16 protein-coding genes are annotated in these 18,907 nt (G+C 72.5%); 10 read left to right on the forward strand and 6 right to left on the reverse strand.

The features are described 5' to 3' along the window. Positions 1-16 precede the first annotated feature (16 nt). Positions 17-472, reverse strand: a complete 456-nt coding sequence (locus FBZ33_RS22450) for an SRPBCC family protein (protein WP_088949435.1) — start codon at positions 470-472, stop codon at positions 17-19. Positions 473-660: 188 nt separating this feature from the next. On the opposite strand from FBZ33_RS22450, the gene FBZ33_RS22455 reads away from it, so the two are divergent. From FBZ33_RS22455 to FBZ33_RS22485, 7 genes are all read left to right on the forward strand, one after another. Next, positions 661-2,475 (forward strand): long-chain fatty acid--CoA ligase, encoded by a 1,815-nt coding sequence (locus FBZ33_RS22455; RefSeq protein WP_141910570.1) that lies wholly within the window; start codon positions 661-663, stop codon positions 2,473-2,475. Between the two features lie 14 nt (positions 2,476-2,489). After that, the gene (locus tag FBZ33_RS22460) at positions 2,490-4,184 is read left to right on the forward strand and encodes a GAF domain-containing sensor histidine kinase (protein WP_141910571.1); all 1,695 of its coding nucleotides are present in this window, start codon (positions 2,490-2,492) and stop codon (positions 4,182-4,184) included. A 7-nt stretch (positions 4,185-4,191) separates the two neighbouring features. Further along, complete coding sequence (locus FBZ33_RS22465) at positions 4,192-4,860, forward strand: response regulator transcription factor (protein ID WP_007072219.1); 669 nt, start codon at positions 4,192-4,194, stop codon at positions 4,858-4,860. A gap of 188 nt (positions 4,861-5,048) precedes the next feature. Further along, on the forward strand, positions 5,049-5,858 hold the full coding sequence (locus FBZ33_RS22470; protein ID WP_088949437.1) for an SAM-dependent methyltransferase: 810 nt from the start codon (positions 5,049-5,051) through the stop codon (positions 5,856-5,858). A 79-nt stretch (positions 5,859-5,937) separates the two neighbouring features. Further along, a complete protein-coding gene (locus FBZ33_RS22475) occupies positions 5,938-7,596 on the forward strand; it encodes a bifunctional diguanylate cyclase/phosphodiesterase (protein ID WP_255509150.1) in 1,659 nt (552 codons plus the stop codon). 333 nt (positions 7,597-7,929) lie between these two features. Further along, positions 7,930-8,514 (forward strand): TetR/AcrR family transcriptional regulator, encoded by a 585-nt coding sequence (locus FBZ33_RS22480; RefSeq protein ID WP_141910572.1) that lies wholly within the window; start codon positions 7,930-7,932, stop codon positions 8,512-8,514. A 13-nt stretch (positions 8,515-8,527) separates the two neighbouring features. Then, positions 8,528-9,190 (forward strand): 1-acyl-sn-glycerol-3-phosphate acyltransferase, encoded by a 663-nt coding sequence (locus FBZ33_RS22485; RefSeq protein ID WP_088949439.1) that lies wholly within the window; start codon positions 8,528-8,530, stop codon positions 9,188-9,190. Between the two features lie 13 nt (positions 9,191-9,203). Here FBZ33_RS22485 and FBZ33_RS22490 read toward each other — a convergent pair whose 3' ends face one another. The 3 genes from FBZ33_RS22490 to FBZ33_RS22500 form a co-directional block, all read right to left on the reverse strand. Further along, positions 9,204-10,328, reverse strand: a complete 1,125-nt coding sequence (locus FBZ33_RS22490) for a glycosyltransferase family 4 protein (RefSeq protein WP_088949440.1) — start codon at positions 10,326-10,328, stop codon at positions 9,204-9,206. Next, positions 10,325-11,584 carry a M48 family metallopeptidase gene (locus FBZ33_RS22495; protein WP_141910573.1) on the reverse strand — a complete coding sequence of 420 codons (1,260 nt, stop codon included), beginning with the start codon at positions 11,582-11,584 and terminating at the stop codon, positions 10,325-10,327. Before FBZ33_RS22495 ends, FBZ33_RS22490 begins: the two co-directional genes overlap by 4 nt. A 102-nt stretch (positions 11,585-11,686) precedes the next feature. Then, a complete protein-coding gene (locus FBZ33_RS22500; RefSeq protein WP_099856110.1) occupies positions 11,687-11,905 on the reverse strand; it encodes a hypothetical protein in 219 nt (72 codons plus the stop codon). A 255-nt stretch (positions 11,906-12,160) separates the two neighbouring features. Here FBZ33_RS22500 and FBZ33_RS22505 point away from each other — a divergent pair, with 255 nt between their 5' ends. After that, positions 12,161-12,661, forward strand: coding sequence for a hypothetical protein (locus FBZ33_RS22505; RefSeq protein ID WP_141910574.1), 501 nt, complete (start codon positions 12,161-12,163; stop codon positions 12,659-12,661). Here the strand turns inward: FBZ33_RS22505 and FBZ33_RS22510 are convergent. Together FBZ33_RS22510 and FBZ33_RS22515 are read right to left on the reverse strand one after the other, a co-directional pair. Further along, on the reverse strand, positions 12,647-13,414 hold the full coding sequence (locus FBZ33_RS22510) for a DinB family protein (protein WP_141910575.1): 768 nt from the start codon (positions 13,412-13,414) through the stop codon (positions 12,647-12,649). The genes FBZ33_RS22505 and FBZ33_RS22510 overlap by 15 nt on opposite strands. Positions 13,415-13,509: 95 nt before the next feature. Further along, entirely contained in the window at positions 13,510-14,874 is a 1,365-nt protein-coding gene (locus FBZ33_RS22515; RefSeq protein WP_370453098.1) for an NYN domain-containing protein, read from the reverse strand. Between the two features lie 304 nt (positions 14,875-15,178). On the opposite strand from FBZ33_RS22515, the gene FBZ33_RS22520 reads away from it, so the two are divergent. Both FBZ33_RS22520 and FBZ33_RS22525 read left to right on the forward strand, forming a co-directional pair. After that, positions 15,179-16,933 carry a DEDD exonuclease domain-containing protein gene (locus FBZ33_RS22520; protein ID WP_141910577.1) on the forward strand — a complete coding sequence of 585 codons (1,755 nt, stop codon included), beginning with the start codon at positions 15,179-15,181 and terminating at the stop codon, positions 16,931-16,933. Positions 16,934-17,060: 127 nt separating this feature from the next. Further along, on the forward strand, positions 17,061-18,854 hold the full coding sequence (locus FBZ33_RS22525; protein ID WP_088951918.1) for a bifunctional (p)ppGpp synthetase/guanosine-3',5'-bis(diphosphate) 3'-pyrophosphohydrolase: 1,794 nt from the start codon (positions 17,061-17,063) through the stop codon (positions 18,852-18,854). Positions 18,855-18,907: the final 53 nt, after the last annotated feature.

Below are 18,907 nucleotides of genomic sequence, written 5' to 3' on the forward strand. Positions count from 1 at the left end.
CGTGCCACCGGACACGTCACTGCGCCGCACCGGTTGCTTCTACCCGGCGCTTGAGCTGCTTCAACGCGGTGTCCATGATCATCTTCTCGGCTTTGCGGCGAAACATCCCGAGCATTCCCACCGACAGGTCGACCTCCAGCGTGTAGGTCACCGTGGTGCTGCCGTCCGGGTTGCCCACCAGGTCGTACGACCCGCGCTGGCTCTTCTGCATCTTCGAGGGCGCGACAAGGTGCCACTCGATGCGGGACAGGTCCTCGGCGTACTCGTAGGCGAGCACGTACTCGTCGGCCATCACTCCGGCGTCGATGGTGAAGCGCACCTGGCTGGCGTAGCCGTCCTCGTACTCCTCGACGACCTCGGCGCGGCGCAAAGCGTCGGTCCACTCCGGGTAGCGCCCGAAGTCGCAGATGACCGCCGCCACCCGATCCGGTGCGGCGCCGATGATGATCGACTGGGTGGAGGAGTCCGCCATGGGGCGAGGCTACCCGGCGGGTACCGCCGGTGTGCCGCGCCGCCCCCGTCGGCACGTCCCGAGGCCCGCAGGCGGCCGGAACAGCCCCGGGCGTTGGCGGTGTGCCGGTGCTCACCAGGTAGGTTTCGACACAGCCGACACCCACGGGTGACGGCTGGCCCGACCAGTGCGAGCACGAAGGAGTGCAGGTGCGCGAGTTCTCCGTCCCGCCGATCGTCACCGTTGGCGACGCGGCCAACCTCACCGATCCGGTCTGGGACAACGCCGAGGCCGCGCCCGACGCCGTCCAGTTCGCCCGCCCCACCGCGAGCGCTGACGGCGCCGTCACCGCCTGGACCGAGGTGACCTGCCTCCAGTTCCGGGACGAGGTGGCCGCCGTCGCCCGCGGGCTCATCGCCGCCGGCATCGAACCCGGCGTCCGGGTCGGCCTGATGAGCCGCACCCGCTACGAGTGGACGCTGCTGGACTACGCCATCTGGACCGTCGGCGCGGTCACCGTGCCGATCTACGAGACCTCCAGCGCCGAGCAGGCCGCGTGGATCCTCGAGGATTCCAACGCGACCGCCGTGATGGTGGAGACCGAGGCGCACGCCGCCCTGGTCGCCGGCGTCCGGCACCGGCTGCCCGAACTGAACCACGTCTGGCAGATCGACCGGGGCGCGGTCGAAGAGCTGGTCACGAGCGGTGCCAGCGTCGAACTGGCCGAGGTCGAGCGGCGGCGCAAGGCCGTCCACGCCGGCGACCTCGCCACGATCATCTACACCAGCGGCACCACCGGCCGGCCCAAGGGTTGTGTGCTCACCCACCGCAACATGTACGCCGACATCGCCAACGCGGTGCCGGTGTTGCCGAACCTGTTCAACCCCGGCGCGAGCACCCTGCTCTTCCTGCCGCTGGCGCACGCCTTCGCCCGGCTGATCCAGATCGGCGTCGTGCAGGCCAGGGTCACCATGGGTCACTGCGCGGACACCAAGAACCTGGTCGCCGAGCTGCAGGGGTTCAAGCCGACCTTCGTACTCTCCGTACCCCGGGTGTTCGAGAAGGTCTACAACGCGGCCAAGCAGAAGGCCGAATCGGACGGCAAGGGGCGAATCTTCGCCCGAGCCGAGCAGGTCGCCATCGCGTACAGCGAGGCTCTGGAGACCCCGGGCGGACCTGGCCTGGCGCTGCGCGCCCAGCACGTGGTCTTCGACCGGCTGGTCTACCGCAAGCTGCGCGCCGCGCTCGGCGGCCGGTGCCGCGATGCCATCTCCGGCGGCGCACCGCTCGGCGCCCGACTCGGTCATTTCTTCCGGGGCATCGGCGTGACGATCCTGGAGGGCTACGGCCTGACCGAGACCTCACCCGCGGCCGCATCGAACCTGCCGGACGGCACCCGGATCGGCACCGTCGGCCGCCCGTTCCCCGGCGTGACCGTACGGATCGAGGACGACGGCGAGATCCTGCTCTCCGGCGATCTGATCTTCCAGGGCTACTGGCGCAACGAGTCCGCGACCGCCGAGGTCCTCAGCGCCGACGGCTGGTTCCGCACCGGCGACCTGGGCCAGCTCGACAGCGACGGCTACCTCAGCATCACCGGCCGGAAGAAGGAGCTGATCGTCACCGCTGGCGGCAAGAACGTCGCCCCGGCGGTGCTGGAGGACCTGGTTCGGGCGCACCCGTTGATCAGCCAGTGCGTCGTGGTCGGTGACGCCAAGCCGTTCATCGCGGCACTGGTCACCGTCGACGAGGAGGCGCTGCCGGCCTGGCTGCAGAGCGCCGGAATGCCCGCCGACACCACCGTCGAGCAGCTGCGCGAGCACGAGGGCCTGCGTCAGGAGATCCAGACCGCGATCGACACGGCAAACCAGGCCGTCTCCAAGGCCGAGGCGATCAAGGTGTTCCGGGTCCTGCCCCGGGACTTCACCGAAGCGACCGGCGAACTGACCCCGTCGCTCAAGGTCAAACGCCAGGTTGTCCACAAGACGTACGCGGCGGAGATCGCCGATATCTACCGAGGCTGACTACCATCCGTCACGTGCCCGCATCCACAGCAACAGCACCGCACCCGCATCCCCTCGCCGCGGCCGCCCGCCTGGTGATGCTGGCGCTGATCGCCGTCCTGACCCTTTTCGCCACCCGTGACGTTGGCCAGCTGTGGTGGATCGCGTTGCTGGCGGTGGCCGGGCTGCCGTCCCTGCTCGCCCCGCAACACCGGCTGATCGCGCCGCTGAGCCGGGTGGCGGAGGTGGTGGTGCTGGGCCTCGCCGCGAGTCACGTGGCGGCGGTCGCGTCGATCGGCGGCACCGTCGACGGCCTCGGCGCCTCGGCAGTACTCCCCTACCTGGCGGTCCCGGTGACCGTCACCGCGCTGCGCCGGCGCTTCTCCGAGGGCACCGCCCTGCTCGCGGTCACCGCCGCCACCCTGCTGGTCAGCGGCGCGCTGACCCAGGTCGACGGAGGACCCCAGCTCGGCCAGCTCGGATACCTCGCGGTCTGCGCGCAGTGGCTCATCCTGGCGGCGCTGGGGCTCTACGCCGCCGGCACCCTGCACCGGGTAATGGCCGTCCGCAACGAGGGCAAACCCCAGCCGTACGCCGAGGCCACCCGACTGCTGACCCAACTGCGGACGGTCGCCCGGCAGCTGCCCGGGGCCACCCTGGATCCGGGCGGCATCTCCGAGCACCTGCTGGAGGAGTTGCGCACGGTGGCCCAGGCCGACCGGGGCGCGGTGCTGTCGGCCAGCGGCGGCGGCCGGCTCGTGGTGCTCGCCCAGGCCGGCGTCGACCGGGTGGACTGGGAGACGACACTCGACGCGGACTCGGCCATCGCCGACGCCTGGGCCAGCCAGCAGGCCACGACGGCCGCGCGCTCGCAGTCCCGCTCGCACCGTGGCGGCGACGTGTCCGCGCTGATCGTTCCGCTGGTCGCCGGGGTACGCACGGTGGGGCTGGTGGTGCTGGAGGCGGACGCCGCGCACGCGTACCCGCCGCCGGTGGTGTCCCGGGTGACCGCGCTGACCCGCCCGGCCGCGCTGCGGCTGGAGGCGGCGCTGCTCTTCGACGAGGTGCGTTCGCTCGCCACCAACGAGGAGCGGCAGCGGCTGGCCCGGGAGATCCACGACGGGGTGGCGCAGGAGCTGGTGATGGTCGGCTACGGCATCGACAACGCCCTGGCCACCGTCTTCGACGACGCCGACGAGACCGCCGAGGCCCTGCGTACGCTGCGCGCCGAGGTGACCCGGGTGATCCAGGAGCTGCGGTTGAGCCTCTTCGAGCTGCGCAGTGAGGTGGACCGGCAGGGCGGGCTGGCCGCGGCGATCGCCGAGTACGCGCGCACCGTCGGCGCGTCCGGAGGGTTGCGGGTGCACCTCTCGCTGGACGAGTCCACCGCGCGGCTGCCGGCCGCCACCGAGGCCGAGTTGCTGCGCATCGCCCAGGAGGCGGTGACCAACGCCCGCAAGCACGCCGGAGCCTCGAATCTGTGGGTCACGTGTGAGGTCGACCCGCCGTATGCACAAATAGAAGTGTCGGATGACGGTCAGGGGATGGCTGACCAGCGCCCCGACGGACGGTACGGTCTTGCGATCATGGCCGAGAGGGCGGAACGTATCCGGGGCCGGTTGGAGATCAGGCCGCGGCAACCCAGCGGCACGACCGTGGCGGTGGTTCTCGGCACCTCGGCCCGGCGCGACAACGTGCGCGACAGCGCAGCACCATCAGAAGGGGAGTAACCCGAGGATGACCACAAGTCCGACACCGGCCACCCGCACCAAGGTCCTCCTTGTTGACGATCATGACCTGATTCGCAAGGGCCTGCGGCACGCCTTCGAGCGCGACCGCCAGTTCGAGGTCGTCGGTGAGGCGGCCACGGCGGCGGAGGGCGTACGCCAGGCCGGCGCCCTGCAGCCGGACGTGGTGATCATGGATCTGCGGCTGCCCGACGGCAGCGGCCTGGAGGCCACCCGCGCGCTGCGTAAGTCCAGCGCGTCGATGGGCATCGTCGTGCTGACCATGTACGCCGGCGACGACCAGCTCTTCGGCGCCCTGGAGGCCGGGGCGAGCGCCTTCGTGCCGAAGACCGCCCCGGCCGACGAGGTGGTGGCCGCCGCACGGCACGCCGCCTCCTCCCCCAGCGCGTTCACCGCCGCCGACCTGGCTGAGGCCATGAAGCGTCGGCTCGCCCCGTCCGGCCCGCAGTTGTCACCGCGGGAGGGGCAGGTGCTGCGGCTGCTCGCCGACGGAATGAGCGTGGCGGGCATCGCGAAGCAGCTGTTCGTCAGCGAGTCCACGGCCAAGACGCACATTTCCAAGCTCTACGAGAAGCTCGGCGCGGCCAACCGGGCTCAGGCCCTGATGACCGCGCTCCGGCTCGGCCTGCTCGAGGCACCGGACGCTCCCAAGTTCTGACCTGTCCCCGCTCGTCGAGCGGGACGTCGCGACCGACGGTCCGCGCCAGCTTCGGCCAGGCGCGGACCGTCGCGTATCGACCGACGTCGGCGGGCAACCTCCGGCGCGCTATGGTCTGGCGTGCGTGGCGGGTGCACAATACCCGCGCGGGCGACGACGCTCGCGTCGCGGATTCGAGGGGTTGACGCATGCAGCGGCCGGACTGGGCACCCGACACCATCGACATCGAGCGCCCGAGCGTCGCGCGGATGTACGACTACTACCTCGGCGGCTCCCACAACTTCGCCGCTGACCGAGCCGCGGCGCAGGCGATGGTCGCGGCGGTGCCGGAGGCGCCGCTGATGGCCCAGGCCAACCGGGCGTTCCTGCGCCGGGCCGTGCACCACCTCGCCGAGGCGGGGATCCGGCAGTTCCTGGATATCGGCTCGGGCATCCCGACCGTCGGCAACGTGCACGAGATCGCCCAGCGGCTCGACCCGCAGTCACGGGTGGTCTATGTGGACGTCGACCCGGTGGCCGTGGCGCACAGCCGCGAGATCCTCGCCGGCAACGAGCGGGCCGTGGTCGTCCAGGAGGACCTGCGGCGCCCGGAGGCGATCCTGGCCCACCCCGACGTCCGCAAGCTGCTCGACCTGAGCCAGCCGGTCGCCGTGATGGTGGTGGCCGTCCTGCACTTCGTCTCCGACGACGACCGACCGGCGGAGCTTCTGCGGACGCTGCGCGACGCGTTGGCCCCCGGCAGCTACCTCGTGTTGTCGCAGGCCAGCGACGACGGGCGCAGCGACGACGAACGCGCCGAGGCCGAGCGGGTCTACCGGCGTACCGACAACCCGCTGTGGGTGCGCAGCCGCGCCGAGTTGACCGAGTTGTTCGACGGGTTCGAGCTGCTCGACCCCGGCGTGGTCTGGGTGCCCGAGTGGCGACCGGACACCCCGGAGAGCGCGGAGGACGCCGAGCGCGCGGTCTTCATGGGCGGCGTCGGGCGACTCGGTGACTGAGCTGCCCGAGGTGGTCACCCACCCGGGCACGTTCGCGCGCGCCTGGGCCAAGGCGGTCTCCGGCACCAGCTACCTGCCGATGACCCAGGCCCAGCTGGAAACCCTGCTGCACCGGCTCACCGGGCAACTGGCTGGCGCGTTGCTCACCGAGCCGTTCGACCTGCGTGCCGGGCACCGGGTCGGCGCCGAGCTGGTCGCCGCGCACATCGCCTCCGCGGAGGGCCTCGGTCGTACCGTCGAGGTCATCCAGCTCCGCCTTGTGCGCGACCTGGGGTTGGTGGCCGAGGACGTCGAGGACCGGATGGCCCGGCTGCTCGCGGCGGTGGCGACCGGCTATGCCCGCGCGTTGCGGGACCGGACGCTCGACGAGCAGGAGTCGATCCGCCGGGCCGCGATGAGGGCCCGCACCCAGGCCGAGCGGGCGCTACGGGCCAGCGAGGCCCGGTTCCGGCATCAGGCCACCCACGACCCCCTCACCGGCCTGCCCAACCGGACGCTGTTCACCGAGCGGCTCACCACCGCGCTGAACGAGCCGGGCCGGGGCGCGGAGCGGGTCGGGGTGTGCTTCCTGGACCTGGACCGCTTCAAGGTCGTGAACGACACCCTGGGGCACCAGGTTGGCGACCATCTGCTGGTCACCGTGGCCGAGCGGTTGTGCAAGGCCATGGGTGAGCACCTGCTGGCCCGCCTGGGCGGGGACGAGTTCGTCATCCTGGTGGAGCGCAGCGGCGGCACCGACGACATGCTGGAGGTGGCCGAGACCGCCCTGGCCGCGGTCCGGGCACCGGCGCTGGTCGACGGGCACGAGCTGCAGATCTCGGCGAGCATCGGCATCGTCGAGCGCCAGGTGGCCGGTGCCAACCCCAGCGACCTGATGCGGGCCGCCGACAGCACGCTGCACTGGGCGAAGGCCGCTGGCGGGGCCCGCTGGGCTCTCTACGATGCCGAGCGCAACCAACGTGAACTGGCCCGGTACGCGCTCTCCGCCGCCATCCCGGCCGCCCTGGAACGCGGCGAGTTCTACCTCGACTACCAGCCGCTGACCTCACTGCGCGACGGCAGCCTGGTCGGCGTAGAGGCGCTGGTCCGTTGGCGGCACCCGGAACTGGGGGTGCTTCGACCGGACAGCTTCATCGGGTTGGCCGAGGAGACCGGCCTGATCGTGCAGCTGGGTGGGTGGGTGCTGGCCGAGGCGTGCCGCGAGGCGGAGGCCTGGTCGGCCCGTAGCGCCGCCGCACCGTTCGTCAGCGTCAACCTGGCGGTACGCCAGGTGCACCGGCCCGGGCTGGTGCAGGAGGTCCGCGCGTTGCTGCGGCAGACCGGTCTACCGCCGGAACGGCTGCAACTGGAGATCACCGAGAGCACGATGATGAGCACCGCCGAGGAGCCGGTACGCGCCCTGCGGGTCCTGGCCGACCTCGGAGTGCGGATCGCCATCGACGACTTCGGCACCGGCTACAGCAACCTGGCGTACCTGCGGGACCTGCCGGTGACCGAACTGAAGGTGGCCGGGGAGTTCGTGGCCGGCCTGCGGTCGCCGTCGGTCGGCCGCACCGACGAGCGGATCCTCGCCTCGCTGGTCTCGCTGGCGCACGCGCTGGACCTGACCGTCACTGCCGAGGGCGTGGAAACCGCCGGGCAGGCTGAGCGACTGCGGGCGATCGGCTGCGACGCCGCCCAGGGCTGGCACTTCGGCCGCCCGGCCCCCGCCGATCGCATCCTGGCCCGCATCCGCTGAACCTCGGGCCGCGCGGCCGGGCATGATCCACTCGTCTTCCATGATGGCGGGGTATCCCTGGCATCAGGACACCCCGACTTTTTGAAACCGGAGTGGATCACGTGAGGGAGTGATCGAGGATCCCCGTCCGGTATCTCCATTGAGCCTGATGCCTGTGCGTCATCTTGATGACTCACAGGCATCACGCTGACTCCCACGTCCCCGGCAGCCCACGACACGCCGCCCGATGGTGGCTGAGCAGGCCCCACCGATGAGCCCAGCGAAAAGCGCGCGCCACCGACGCGCCCCGCGCCCCGAGTAGACAGCGTCTACGGATGCTGGTAGACACTGTCTATGGACGGGGACGAGAAGGGGCTGCGGGCGCGGCTGGTCGCCGTCGGGGTGGACCTGGTGCTCAGCGAGGGCCAGTCGGCCGTGTCACTGCGGGAGATCGCCCGCCGCGCCGGGGTTTCACACGGCGCCCCGCGCCGCTACTTCCCCACCCACGTCGACCTGCTCTCCGCCATCGCCCGGGAGGGCTTCGCCGACCTCACCGCCCGCGTCGAGGAGACGATGCGCGACGTCGACCCGGACCCGCGTACCCGATTGACCGCGCTGGCCCGGACGTACCTGGACTTCGCGGCGGCCCATCGCGGCATGTTCGAGCTGATGTTCCGTCACGACCTGCTGGACAGCGGCCGGCTGCGCCTGCGCGAGACGAGCCTGCCGCTGTTCGACGTGCTCGCCGACCTGGTGGCCCAGGTACGCCGGCCGACCGACGCCCCCGCGCCGGTGCTCGCCGGCGCGCTCTGGGCCAACCTGCACGGCATCGCCCAGCTCTGGGCCTGGGGCAGCCTGCCGCTGGCCACCGGCGCCACCGGGGACGACACCCTGCTGCGCGCCGCGCTCGACGCCCATCTCGGCCCGAACCCCACCTGAACCCGGAGAACACGTGCCCCTGCTGTACGACCTCACCAAGCTGACCGTCGGCACCACGCTGCGGCTGGGCTGGCGGCCCCGCGTGGAAGGGCTGGAGCATCTGCCCCGGCACGGCGGCGCGATCCTCGCCGGCAACCACCTGTCCGTCGCCGACGAGTTGTTCCTCGTCACCGCGGCGCCCCGACACGTGACCTTCTGGGCCAAGGCCGAGTACTTCACCGGCCGAGGTCCGGGCGGCTGGCTCAACCGGCGCATCGTCGCCGGCATGGGTGCCATCCGGGTCGACCGCGCCGACGGCCGAGCCGCCCTACGCGCCCTCGACGCCGCTGTACCGGTGCTGCGCGCCGGCGGCCTGGTCGCCGTCTACCCGGAGGGCACCCGCTCGCCGGACGGACGGCTCTACCGGGGCCGCGTCGGGATGACCCGACTGGCCCGCGACGCCGAGGTGCCGATCATCCCGGTCGGCGTCACCGGCACCGCCGAGGTGCTGCCGGTCGACGCGCGGCTGCCCCGCCGGCACCCCGTCACCCTGCGGTTCGGCCCGCCGATCCCGGTCGCCGAACGGATCAACGGGCCACGCGACATCCGGACGGTCACCGACGAGGTCATGGCGGCGATCCAGAAGCTCACCGGCCAGGAGTACGTGCCTCGCTACGCACCGACCCGGGAGAGCTGAGCACGGCGCTGCGTCAGCCGGCGAGCAACGCCGCCATCCGGTCCGCCTGCGCCTCCCAGCGCCACTCCCGCTCCACCCACGCCCGGCCGGCAGCACCCAGCTGGCGAGCCAGGTCCCGGTCGGCGAGAAGCCGGGCGACCCGGTCGGCGAGCTGCGCGACGTCCCGACCGCGGACGACGTAGCCGGTCTCCCCCTCACGGACCGCGTCCGGTGCGCCGCCAGAGTCACCGGCCACCACCGGCAGGCCGGTCGCGGAGGCCTCCAGGTAGACGATGCCCAACCCCTCCACGTCGAGACCGCGGTTGCGGGTGCGGCAGGGCATCGCGTAGACGTCGCCCGCCGCGTAGTGCGCCGGCAACTCGGCCGACGGCACCGAGCCGGTGAACACGACGTCCCGTTCCACACCGATCTGCCGGGCCAGCTTCTCCAGGGTGGCCCGGTACGGCCCGCCGCCGACGATCAGCAGCGCCGCCTCGGGCACCCGGCGACGGATCTCCGGCAGTGCCCGGATCAGCATGTCCTGACCCTTGCGCGGCACCAGCCGGGACACGCAGACCACCACCGGCCGGTCGGTCAGCCCTAGCCGGGCCCGGACCTGCTCACCGTCCACTGTCGGGTGGTAGGTGTCCACGTCGACCCCGGGCGCCAAGCGGCGGAGCTCGGTCACCCCGTCCAGCACGCGGGCCAACCGGCTGCGGGTGTACTCGCCGAGGTAGGTGGTGACGTCGACGCCCCGGCCGATGCGCCGCAGCGCCGGCCGGGCCGCCGGCAGCGCCGCCCAACCGACCTCGTGGCCGTGGGTCTGCGCCACCACCCGGCGTACGCCGGCCCGCCGCCGCAGACCGGCGGCGAGCAACCCCAACGGCGCTGCCGCACCGAACCACACCGTGTCGCAGTCGTACGCGCGAGCCAGCCGCGCCGCCCTGCGGGCGATCAACGGGGTGGGCAACAGCACCCGGGTGCGCTCCCGGATCACCTCGAACGGCTGGTCGGCGTCGAACTTCGCGGCACCGCGCCAGCTCGACGCATACACGACCACCGAGCCGGCCGGTTGACGCACCGCGAGGTTGTGCACGAAGGACTGGATCCCGCCCGGGCGGGGCGGGAAGTCGTTGGTGATCAGCAGTGTGCGGCTCATCGGCCAGACTCCCGGGCGTACGCGCGGGCGGCGGCGATCCGCTCCACGGTGGACGGATGCGAGGCCGAGTAGAGGTATTCCCAGCGCGGCGGATCGGGGTCGCCGAGGTTGACCGAGCCGAGCCGGCGCTGCATCGACTCGAAGGCCTCCGGGTCGCGGGTGAGCGCGAGCGCATGGGCGTCGGCTCGTGCCTCCACCCGCCGCGACATCAGTGCCTGGACCGGCGCGGCGACCAGCCCGGCCACCGTGACGAGGGCCAGCAGCAGCGGGAACGCGCTCGGTTGGGCGACCGAGTCGACACCGGCCAGCCGTAGCAGCGGCCCCCACGAGCCGAGCAGGTAGAGCGCCACCACTGCCGCGGCGGCACCCAACGCCCCGGTCAGCGTGCCGGCCGCCACGTCGGAGTCCTTGGCGTGCCCCAACTCGTGCGCCACCACGGCTGTCACCTCGGCCGGGGTCGCCTCGGTCAGCAACGTGTCGTAGACGACGACCCGCCGCGTCGGGCCGAGACCGGAGACGTACGCGTTGACCGCCTTGGTGCGCCGGGAGGCGTCGGCGACCAGCACGTCGCGCACCGGCACCCCGTCGCGGGCCGCCATGCTCATCAGCTCGGTGCGCAGCTGGCCCTGCTCCATCGGGGTGAACCGGTTGAACACCGGCTCGACCAGCACCGGCAGCACGAACGACAGCAGCACCACCAGCATCGCCGCACCACCCGCGCCGAACGCCCACCACCAGCGCGGCGCGAGCCGGATGACCGCGTAGAAGCCGAACAGCGCCACCGCGCCGATCACCGCGCTGACGGCGTACGACTTGAGCAGGTCGACCGCCCAGCCGCTCCAACCGTTGGTGCTCAACCCGTAGCGGGTGAGCACGCTCTGACGCCAGGCGGCGAACGGGAGCGTGACGAGGTCGGCGACGAGGACCACGGCCAGCCCACCGAGCACGGCCTGCGCGGCCCAGTGCCCGCCGAAGGGCCGAGCCACCAGCTCGACCAGGCGGCTGCCCAGCGGGGTGAGCCCGAGCGCCAGGGCGACCAACAGCCCGATGGCGAGCGCGGTGTAGCCGCCGGGGCGCAGCGCGGCCCGGAACTCCCGCCCCTTGGCCACCTGCTCCGCCGGCAGGTCACCCAGCGCGGCGAGCTGGTCGGCGCGGGGTGCCGGAGGTCGGTGCCACGGAATGAGCAGCGCGGCGAGCACGACCAACGCGACGGTCAAGCCGGCCAGGGTCAGCAACGCCCACCCGCGCGGGGTCACCGCGTCACCACCCGTCGTACCCCGCTCATCGCGCCGCTCCTCCCGCCGTGACCGCTCATCCTATGGCCCGCGGAAAGCGCGCTCCCGGGCGCGGTCTCGCGCTCAGGCGACCCGGCGGGTGGCGCGGCGGTGAGCGATCCCGGGCCGTGCGGGCGCGGCCAGCACCTCCACGTCGAAGCCGGCTCGGGCGAGCACCTCGATGGCCTCGACCTCGGCGGCGACCAGCCCGGCCGCCGGGGACGTTTCGTCGAACAGGGCGGTCAGCGGGCAGCCGGAACAGCCGTCGGCCCGCTTCGCGCACCCGTCGCAGTCGATGAGCATCACACCTCCTGATCGGCTCGCGGCGCAGGGCCGGCGCCCTGTCGTCGCCGACCGAGCACCGTCGGTCACATCGACGCTAACCACCGGGTACGACAGAAACCAGTTCCGACCGACCGTTTGGGGTGAGATCGACTCCAGCTCCGCGAAACCGGGCCATCCCGACCCGCCGGAACACCCGACATCAGGAAACTCGTGTCGATCGCCCGACGGGAGGGACATCGTTTGGCCGACCGGCCACTCGGGCACAGGACAGTGGTGACCAGCCTCGATGGCTCGCCCGTCGTGGAATTCCACTACTCGTCGCGCCGACATCGCATCGCCAAGCTCCTCGCTGTGCTGGGCGCCGCTGCCCTCGTCGCCGTGTACGCGGCGCTGTTCGATGAGCCGTGGTGGCAGGTGCTGCTGCGGTTCGGCACGATCGGCGTCGGCGTCGCGTTGACCACCGCCTGGCAGCTGCGCCGTCAGCCTCGGCTGCCGCTGCGGTTGACCGACGAAGCGCTGGAACTGACCGGACCGCACGGCAGCAATCTCCGCATCGACTGGGCCAACGTGGCGCGCGCTCAGGTCCGTGGCCGCCTGGAACCGCGACTGGTGGTCACACCACTCGATCCGCAGCAGACCCGGCCGCCGATGCGACCCGGCCAGTGGTCGACCCCCGGACGCGGCCCGTACGAGTTGGTCGCCCGGCTCGCCTGGATGACACCCGGCCCCGACGTGCTGCGCCGTGAGCTGGCCCGGCGCCTACCGACCACCTGACCCGGTGGCCGGGCGGGACTGCGCGTTCGCCGCCTCGCCCTGCGCGTCGAGGTCACGCAGGGCGAAGCGGAGGTGCTGCCACTCCTCGTCCAAGATCACGTGAAGGCAGTGCAGGACGGACACCTGCTGCTCGGGCCACCAGGCGGCCGGCCGGGTCTCGGCGAGCAGGTCCGGCGTGACGGCCGCGAGAAAGTCGCGCACCATCGCCTGCCGCTCGGCCCGCAGCTCCAGGGTCGCGGCCAACGTCGGTTGCTCGGCGGCGAAGATCGACATGTCGAAGCCCTCGGCCTCGTACTCGGCATCTGGCTGCCCGAGCGGGTGGAAGGGCTGCGGCAGGCGCAGGATCGCCTTGCCCAGCCAGGTGTCGGCGGCGAACGCGAGATGGCGCAGCGTCTGCGCGAACGACCACTCCCCGTCGATGGAGACGTCGACCGCACCCTCGGGCATGGACAGCGCCCGGTCGACCGCCGCCGCCCAGGCCCGTTCGAGTGCCGCCCACGCCACGCGCAGGCCGTCCGGATCCTTGGCCTGCCGGAGATCGCGCCCGGGGAACCGCTGGTTGAGCTCGGCCTCGACCAGCGGCGCGACATCGACGCCGTTGACCAGGAGCGTGCCCTCAGCCAGCCAGGGCGCGTCGATGTCCAGAGCATTCACGTCGACGCCGCGCATCACCGCACCGGCCAGCGTCGACCGGGTGAACCGCACACCCCGCAGGTCACTGTCGACGAAGAGCCTGACGTTGTCCTGGGTCATGGCGAATCCCCTCCCGTCGGCGACAACAACGACGCTAACGCTCGGGTACGACAGCCGGGCTGGCGACGACACGGTGCGGCGGGGCCACGCGTCTCTCAGGAGCGGGCGAGCCGCCGCAGCAGCGAGTCGGCGCCCAGCGGGTAGGCGCCGTGCCGGCGTACCCCGTCGGCGACCTCGCGGTCGGAGGAGACCACCACCACCGGACGACCCGCTGGCTCGGCACGGACCAGCCGCCGGATCAGCTCGTCGGCGGTCTCGCCCTTGCGGGAGAAGAGCACCCGGACGCCGCGCGGCGCGGGCGGCAACCCGTGCATCCGCTCGGCGCCATCGAAGACGACGGTGATCTCGTCGCCGGTCTGCGCGGCGATCCCGCCGAGCCCGGTGATGAGACGTTTGCGCTGCTGCTCCAGGGACATGTCACCGAAGCCGCGCTTGGTGACGTTGTAGCCGTCCACCACGAGGTGCGCCCGGGGCAGGGCGAGAAGCTGGTCGAGCCGGGCCGGGTCGTCGGTGTCGCGGGCGCGTGCGGCGGGGCTGGCCGGGGCGGTGCCCGGTTGCTCGGCGAACGCGTCGGCCACGAAGTCGGCGGGGAGTTTGTCCACCGGGTCGAGGGCCAGCTCCCGGCGTAGGCCGACGGCGGCCTGACCGATGGTCTCCAGCAGCAGCCAGAGGCGGGCGTCGTCGACCGAGCGGGACTCCTTGGCGCTCGCGCGGGCCACTCCGGCGGCGGCCTCCGCCTCGGCCAGCCGGGCCCGGGCGCGGCGCAGCTCGGCGTCCACGTCGGCGCTGGCCCGCGCGGCCCGGCCGCGTTCGGTGGCCAGCAGTTCGGTGGCCTTGCGCTCGCGGGCCTGGGTCTCCCGCAGGGTACGGGCGACCTGCCGGGACTCCTCGCGGAGCTGACCCAGCTCCTCACGGACGCGGGCCAGCTCGTCGCGCAGCTTCTCCGCCTCGACCCGGGCCACCGCCCGGTCGTGCTCGGCGCGGGTGGCCCGTTGCTCGGCCTCCCGGACCAGCTCGGCGACGACAGCGCTGTCCGCCTCGGCGCGAACGGCAGCGCCGCTGGCGTCGATCAGCTCCCGCCAGCCGCGCGGCCTGGCCAGGTAGGCCAGCGCGGCGACCTCGACCGGGTCGGCGGCGGCGGGCGCGGTTCCCTCGACGACGGCGGCCCCGAGGTCACCGGCGTCGGCCAGGACGCGGGCGGTGACCCGCTGCCGGAACAGCGGGTCGGCGGTGAGCTGGGCGGCGATGACCGGCGCGCCGAGCCGGGCCCGCCGGTTGGGGGCGAACTTGGCCACCCGGCGCAGCGGCACGGGCACCTCGTCGGCGGGCAGCGTGGGCAGGACGGCGGCGGTCAGTGTGACGATCCGCTGCCGGACCGGCTCGGGCAGGGTCGGCTCCGGCTCCGGCAGGGCCGGCTCCGGCTCGGACACGGCCGGTTCCGACTCGGCCGGCTCCGACACGGCCGGCTCCGACTCGGCCGACTCCGGCTCGGTGCCCGGGCCGTCGCCTGCCATCGTGGGGTCGGATGTCCCGGATGTCTCGCTGACTACGTTGTCGTCCGGGTTGCTGACGGCCCCGTCGAGCGCGACCAGATCCTCCTGTGGGAGGTGGTCGTCGTGCGGCTCGGCGAGGGGCATGTGGCAAGTCTCCCACCGCGACCGGGCCCACCGCCCGGTGAGTGAGCCGATCTCTCATCCTAGCCCCATGGTGACTGGTGGGACGGCTGCGACGGGAGTGTCGGACCGAGGCGCTAGCGTGCCGCCGATGGCACAGGCGGAGTACGTCCAGGAGTCGCTGGCCGGTCTCGACCCGGCGGTGGGCGGGGTGGACCCGGCGCTGCCGCTCTACGCGACCACCTTCGTGGTGGTCGACCTGGAGACGACCGGCGGCGCGCCGGACGGCGGCGGCATCACCGAGATCGGCGCTGTCAAGGTGCGCGGTGGTGAGCAGTTGGGTGTGCTCGCCACCCTGGTCAACCCGGGGCAGCCGATCCCGCCCTTCATCACAGTGCTCACCGGCATCACCCAGGCGATGCTGCTGCCGGCGCCGCCGATCGAGCAGGTGCTGCCGAGCTTCCTGGAGTTCATCGCCGACGCGGTGCTGGTGGCCCACAACGCCCCGTACGACGTGGGCTTCCTCAAGGCCGCCTGCGCGAAGCACGGCTACCGCTGGCCCAATCCCCGAGTGCTGGACACGGCGGCGCTCGCCCGCCGGGTGCTGACCCGCGACGAGGTGCCCAACCGCAAGCTCGGCACCCTGGCCGCCTACTTCCGCACCACCACCCAGCCCAACCACCGGGCGCTCGACGACGCCAAGGCGACAGTCGACGTGCTGCACGGGCTGATCGGTCGGCTCGGCGGGCACCGGGTGGACACGGTCGGCGACGCCATCGAGTTCGCCCGGGCGGTCACGCCGACCCAGCGCCGCAAACGGCACCTGGCCGAGGGGTTGCCCAAGGTCCCCGGGGTCTACATCTTCCGGGCCGCCGACAACCGCCCGCTCTACGTGGGCACCTCCGTCGACATCGCCACCCGGGTGCGCAGCTACTTCACCGCCGGGGAGAAGCGCGCCCGGATCTCCGAGATGCTGGCGGCGGCCGAGCGGGTCGAGGCGGTGGAGTGCGCCCACTCGCTGGAGGCGGAGGTCCGCGAGCTGCGGTTGATCGCCGCGCACGCCCCGCCGTACAACCGACGGTCGAAATACCCGGAGCGCATGCTCTGGCTCAAGCTGACCGACGGTCTGTACCCTCGGCTGTCGATCGTGCGCGACCTCTCCCCCACCGACACCGCGTACCTCGGGCCGTTCACCTCCCGGCGGGCCGCGGAGCTGGCCGCCGCCGGTTTCCACGACGCGGTGCCGCTGCGTCAGTGCACGCACCGGCTCTCGCTGCGCACCATCACGCCGGCCTGCGCGCTGGCCGAGCTAGGTCGCTGCCCGGCACCCTGCGAGCACAAGATCACCCCCGAGGAGTACGACCACCAGGCCGCCGCGCCCTTCCGGACCGCCACCGCCAGCGACCCGCAGCCGGTGGTGGACGCGCTGCTCGCCCGGATCGACGTGCTCTCCCGGGACCAGCGCTACGAGGAGGCGGCGGTAATGCGGTCCCGGCTGGCCGCGGTGCTGCGGGCCACAGTGCGGATGCAGCGGCTGGCCGCGCTGACCGGCATCGTCGAGCTGGCCGCGGCACGGCCGGCCGCCCGGGGCGGTTGGGAGTTGGCGCTGGTGCGGCACGGCCGGCTGGCCGGTGCGGGGGTGTCCCCGCCGGGCGTGCACCCACGGCCCACCCTGACCACCATCCGGGCGACCGCCGAGACGGTGTCGGGCGGGCACGGCCCGGTGCCGGCGGCCACCGCCGAGGAGTCCGAGCGGATTCTGTCCTGGTTGGAACGACCGGAGACCCGGTTGGTGGAGATGTCCTCCGGTTGGTCCTCCCCGGCCGGTGGTGCGGGGCGGTTCCGTGACCTGCTGGCGAAGGCCGAGAACGGCGCGTCCCATCAACTCTCGACCGAACGCTCATGACCAACTGACCGATCGGACTACGTCGACTCGCTTAGGCTGTTAGAGAAGTGCAGTCCTGCCCGATTCGTGGGCCTGCTCCCGCCGCCGGGTTTCGGCGATGCGGAGCCGGGGTGAGGAGGTGTCCCTCGTGGACGTCGACGCCGGACACGGCGCCGCCCTGGGGGGCGCCCTGCCGACACAGCCGGGTGAGCTGCCGCTCGCCCGCCGGCTGCGGTCGTTGCTCAGTTGGCCGACCACCGACTCCGACCCGGTCACCCAGTTGGTGCGCACCCACCGGGGCATCCACGCCGGCACCGACCCCGCGGTGCTGCGACGGGCGTACACGATCGCGGAGAACATGCACCGCGGGCAGTTCCGCAAGAGCGGGGAACCGTACATCACCCATCCCCTGGCGGTGGCGCAGATCTGCGCCGAGCTGGGGATGGACACCACCACCCTGGTCGCGGCGCTGCTGCACGACACCGTGGAGGACACCCGCTACACGCTCCAGGCGCTCTCCGAGGATTTCGGCGGCGAGGTGGCCCACCTGGTCGACGGGGTGACCAAGTTCGACAAGGCGTTCTACGGCAAGGCCGCCGAGGCGGAGACGATCCGCAAGATGATCGTCGCGGCCGCCAAAGACGTCCGGGTGCTGATCATCAAGCTGGCCGACCGGCTGCACAACATGCGCACCCTCGGGGTGCGCTCGGCCTCCTCCCGGGAGCGGATCGCCCGCAAGACCCAGGAGGTGCTGGTCCCGCTCTGTGACCGGCTGGGCATCCAGACCCTCAAGCGCGAGCTGGACGACGTGGTGCTGCTGCACCTGGAGCCCGACGAGCACGCCCGGCTGGCCCGGCACGTGCACGACCGGCCGGGGTGGGACGCGTACCTCGACTCGGTGGTCACCCGGGCCAAGGTGGCGCTCAAGCGCAGCCGGGTCGACGCCGAGGTGAGCCCTCGTCCCCGGCACCTCTACTCGATCTGGAAAGACACAATCGCCGGCGAGCACACCGCCCCGTACGATCTGCCCCGCATCGTGGTGGTGGTCGACGGCCCGGCCACCGACTGTTACGCCGCGCTGGGCGCGATCCACGGCACCTGGCGGCCGATCCCCGGCCGTTTCAAGGACTTCATCGCCTCCCCCAAGAACAACCTCTACCGCTCGCTGCACACCAGCGTCTGCGGCCCGCAGGACCGCACTGTGGAGGTGCTGATCCGCACCGAGGAGATGCACCGCTCGGCCGAGTACGGCATCGCCGCCGACTTCCGCTTCCCCCGCTCGGGGGCCAGCAGCGCCGCGGCGCGCGCCGAGCAGTTGGACTGGCTGCGCCGGGTGCTCGACTGGGAGCCGGGTGCGGCCGACCCGGCGCAGTTCCTCGAGTCGCTGCGGTGCGACCTCGCCGAGGGCCAGATCCAGGTGTTCGCCGAGGGGCGGCAGATCGTGCTGCCGGCCAGCGCGACGCCCGTCGACCTCGCGTACGAGCTGGGCAACGAGCGGGGCGACCACTGCCTCGCCGCACGGATCAACGGTCGGCTCGCCCCGCTGAGTTCGGAGCTGGACGAGGGCGACGTGGTGGAGATCTTCACCGAGAACGACGGCGACAACGGTTTCGAGGCCGGTGTCGCGCCGCGCGGCCCCCGCCGGGAGTGGCTGAGCTTCGTCAAGTCACCGCACGCGCAGATGCAGATCAACCGGTGGTTCGCCGAGCACACCGAGCCGGGCATCACGATCAGCGACAAGGTCCGGCTCGGGCGGGCCACCATCGGGCTGACCCTGCGTCAGCACAATCGTGGCCTCGCCAGCGACCTGCCACTGCTGCGCCTCTCCGAGGAGCTGGGCTATCCCGACCTGGAGACCCTGCTGGTCGCGGTCTTCGACCGGGTGATCGAACCAGACACCGTCGTACGCCAGCTCATCGACCTGGTCGACCACCGGCAGTGACCGGGCCGGCCCCGGCGCGTCCGAATGACATTCGTGACCACTAGCCTGGAGTC

It is taken from the genome of Micromonospora sp. A202 (genome assembly GCF_006715105.1).
Lineage (GTDB): Bacteria > Actinomycetota > Actinomycetes > Mycobacteriales > Micromonosporaceae > Micromonospora > Micromonospora zamorensis.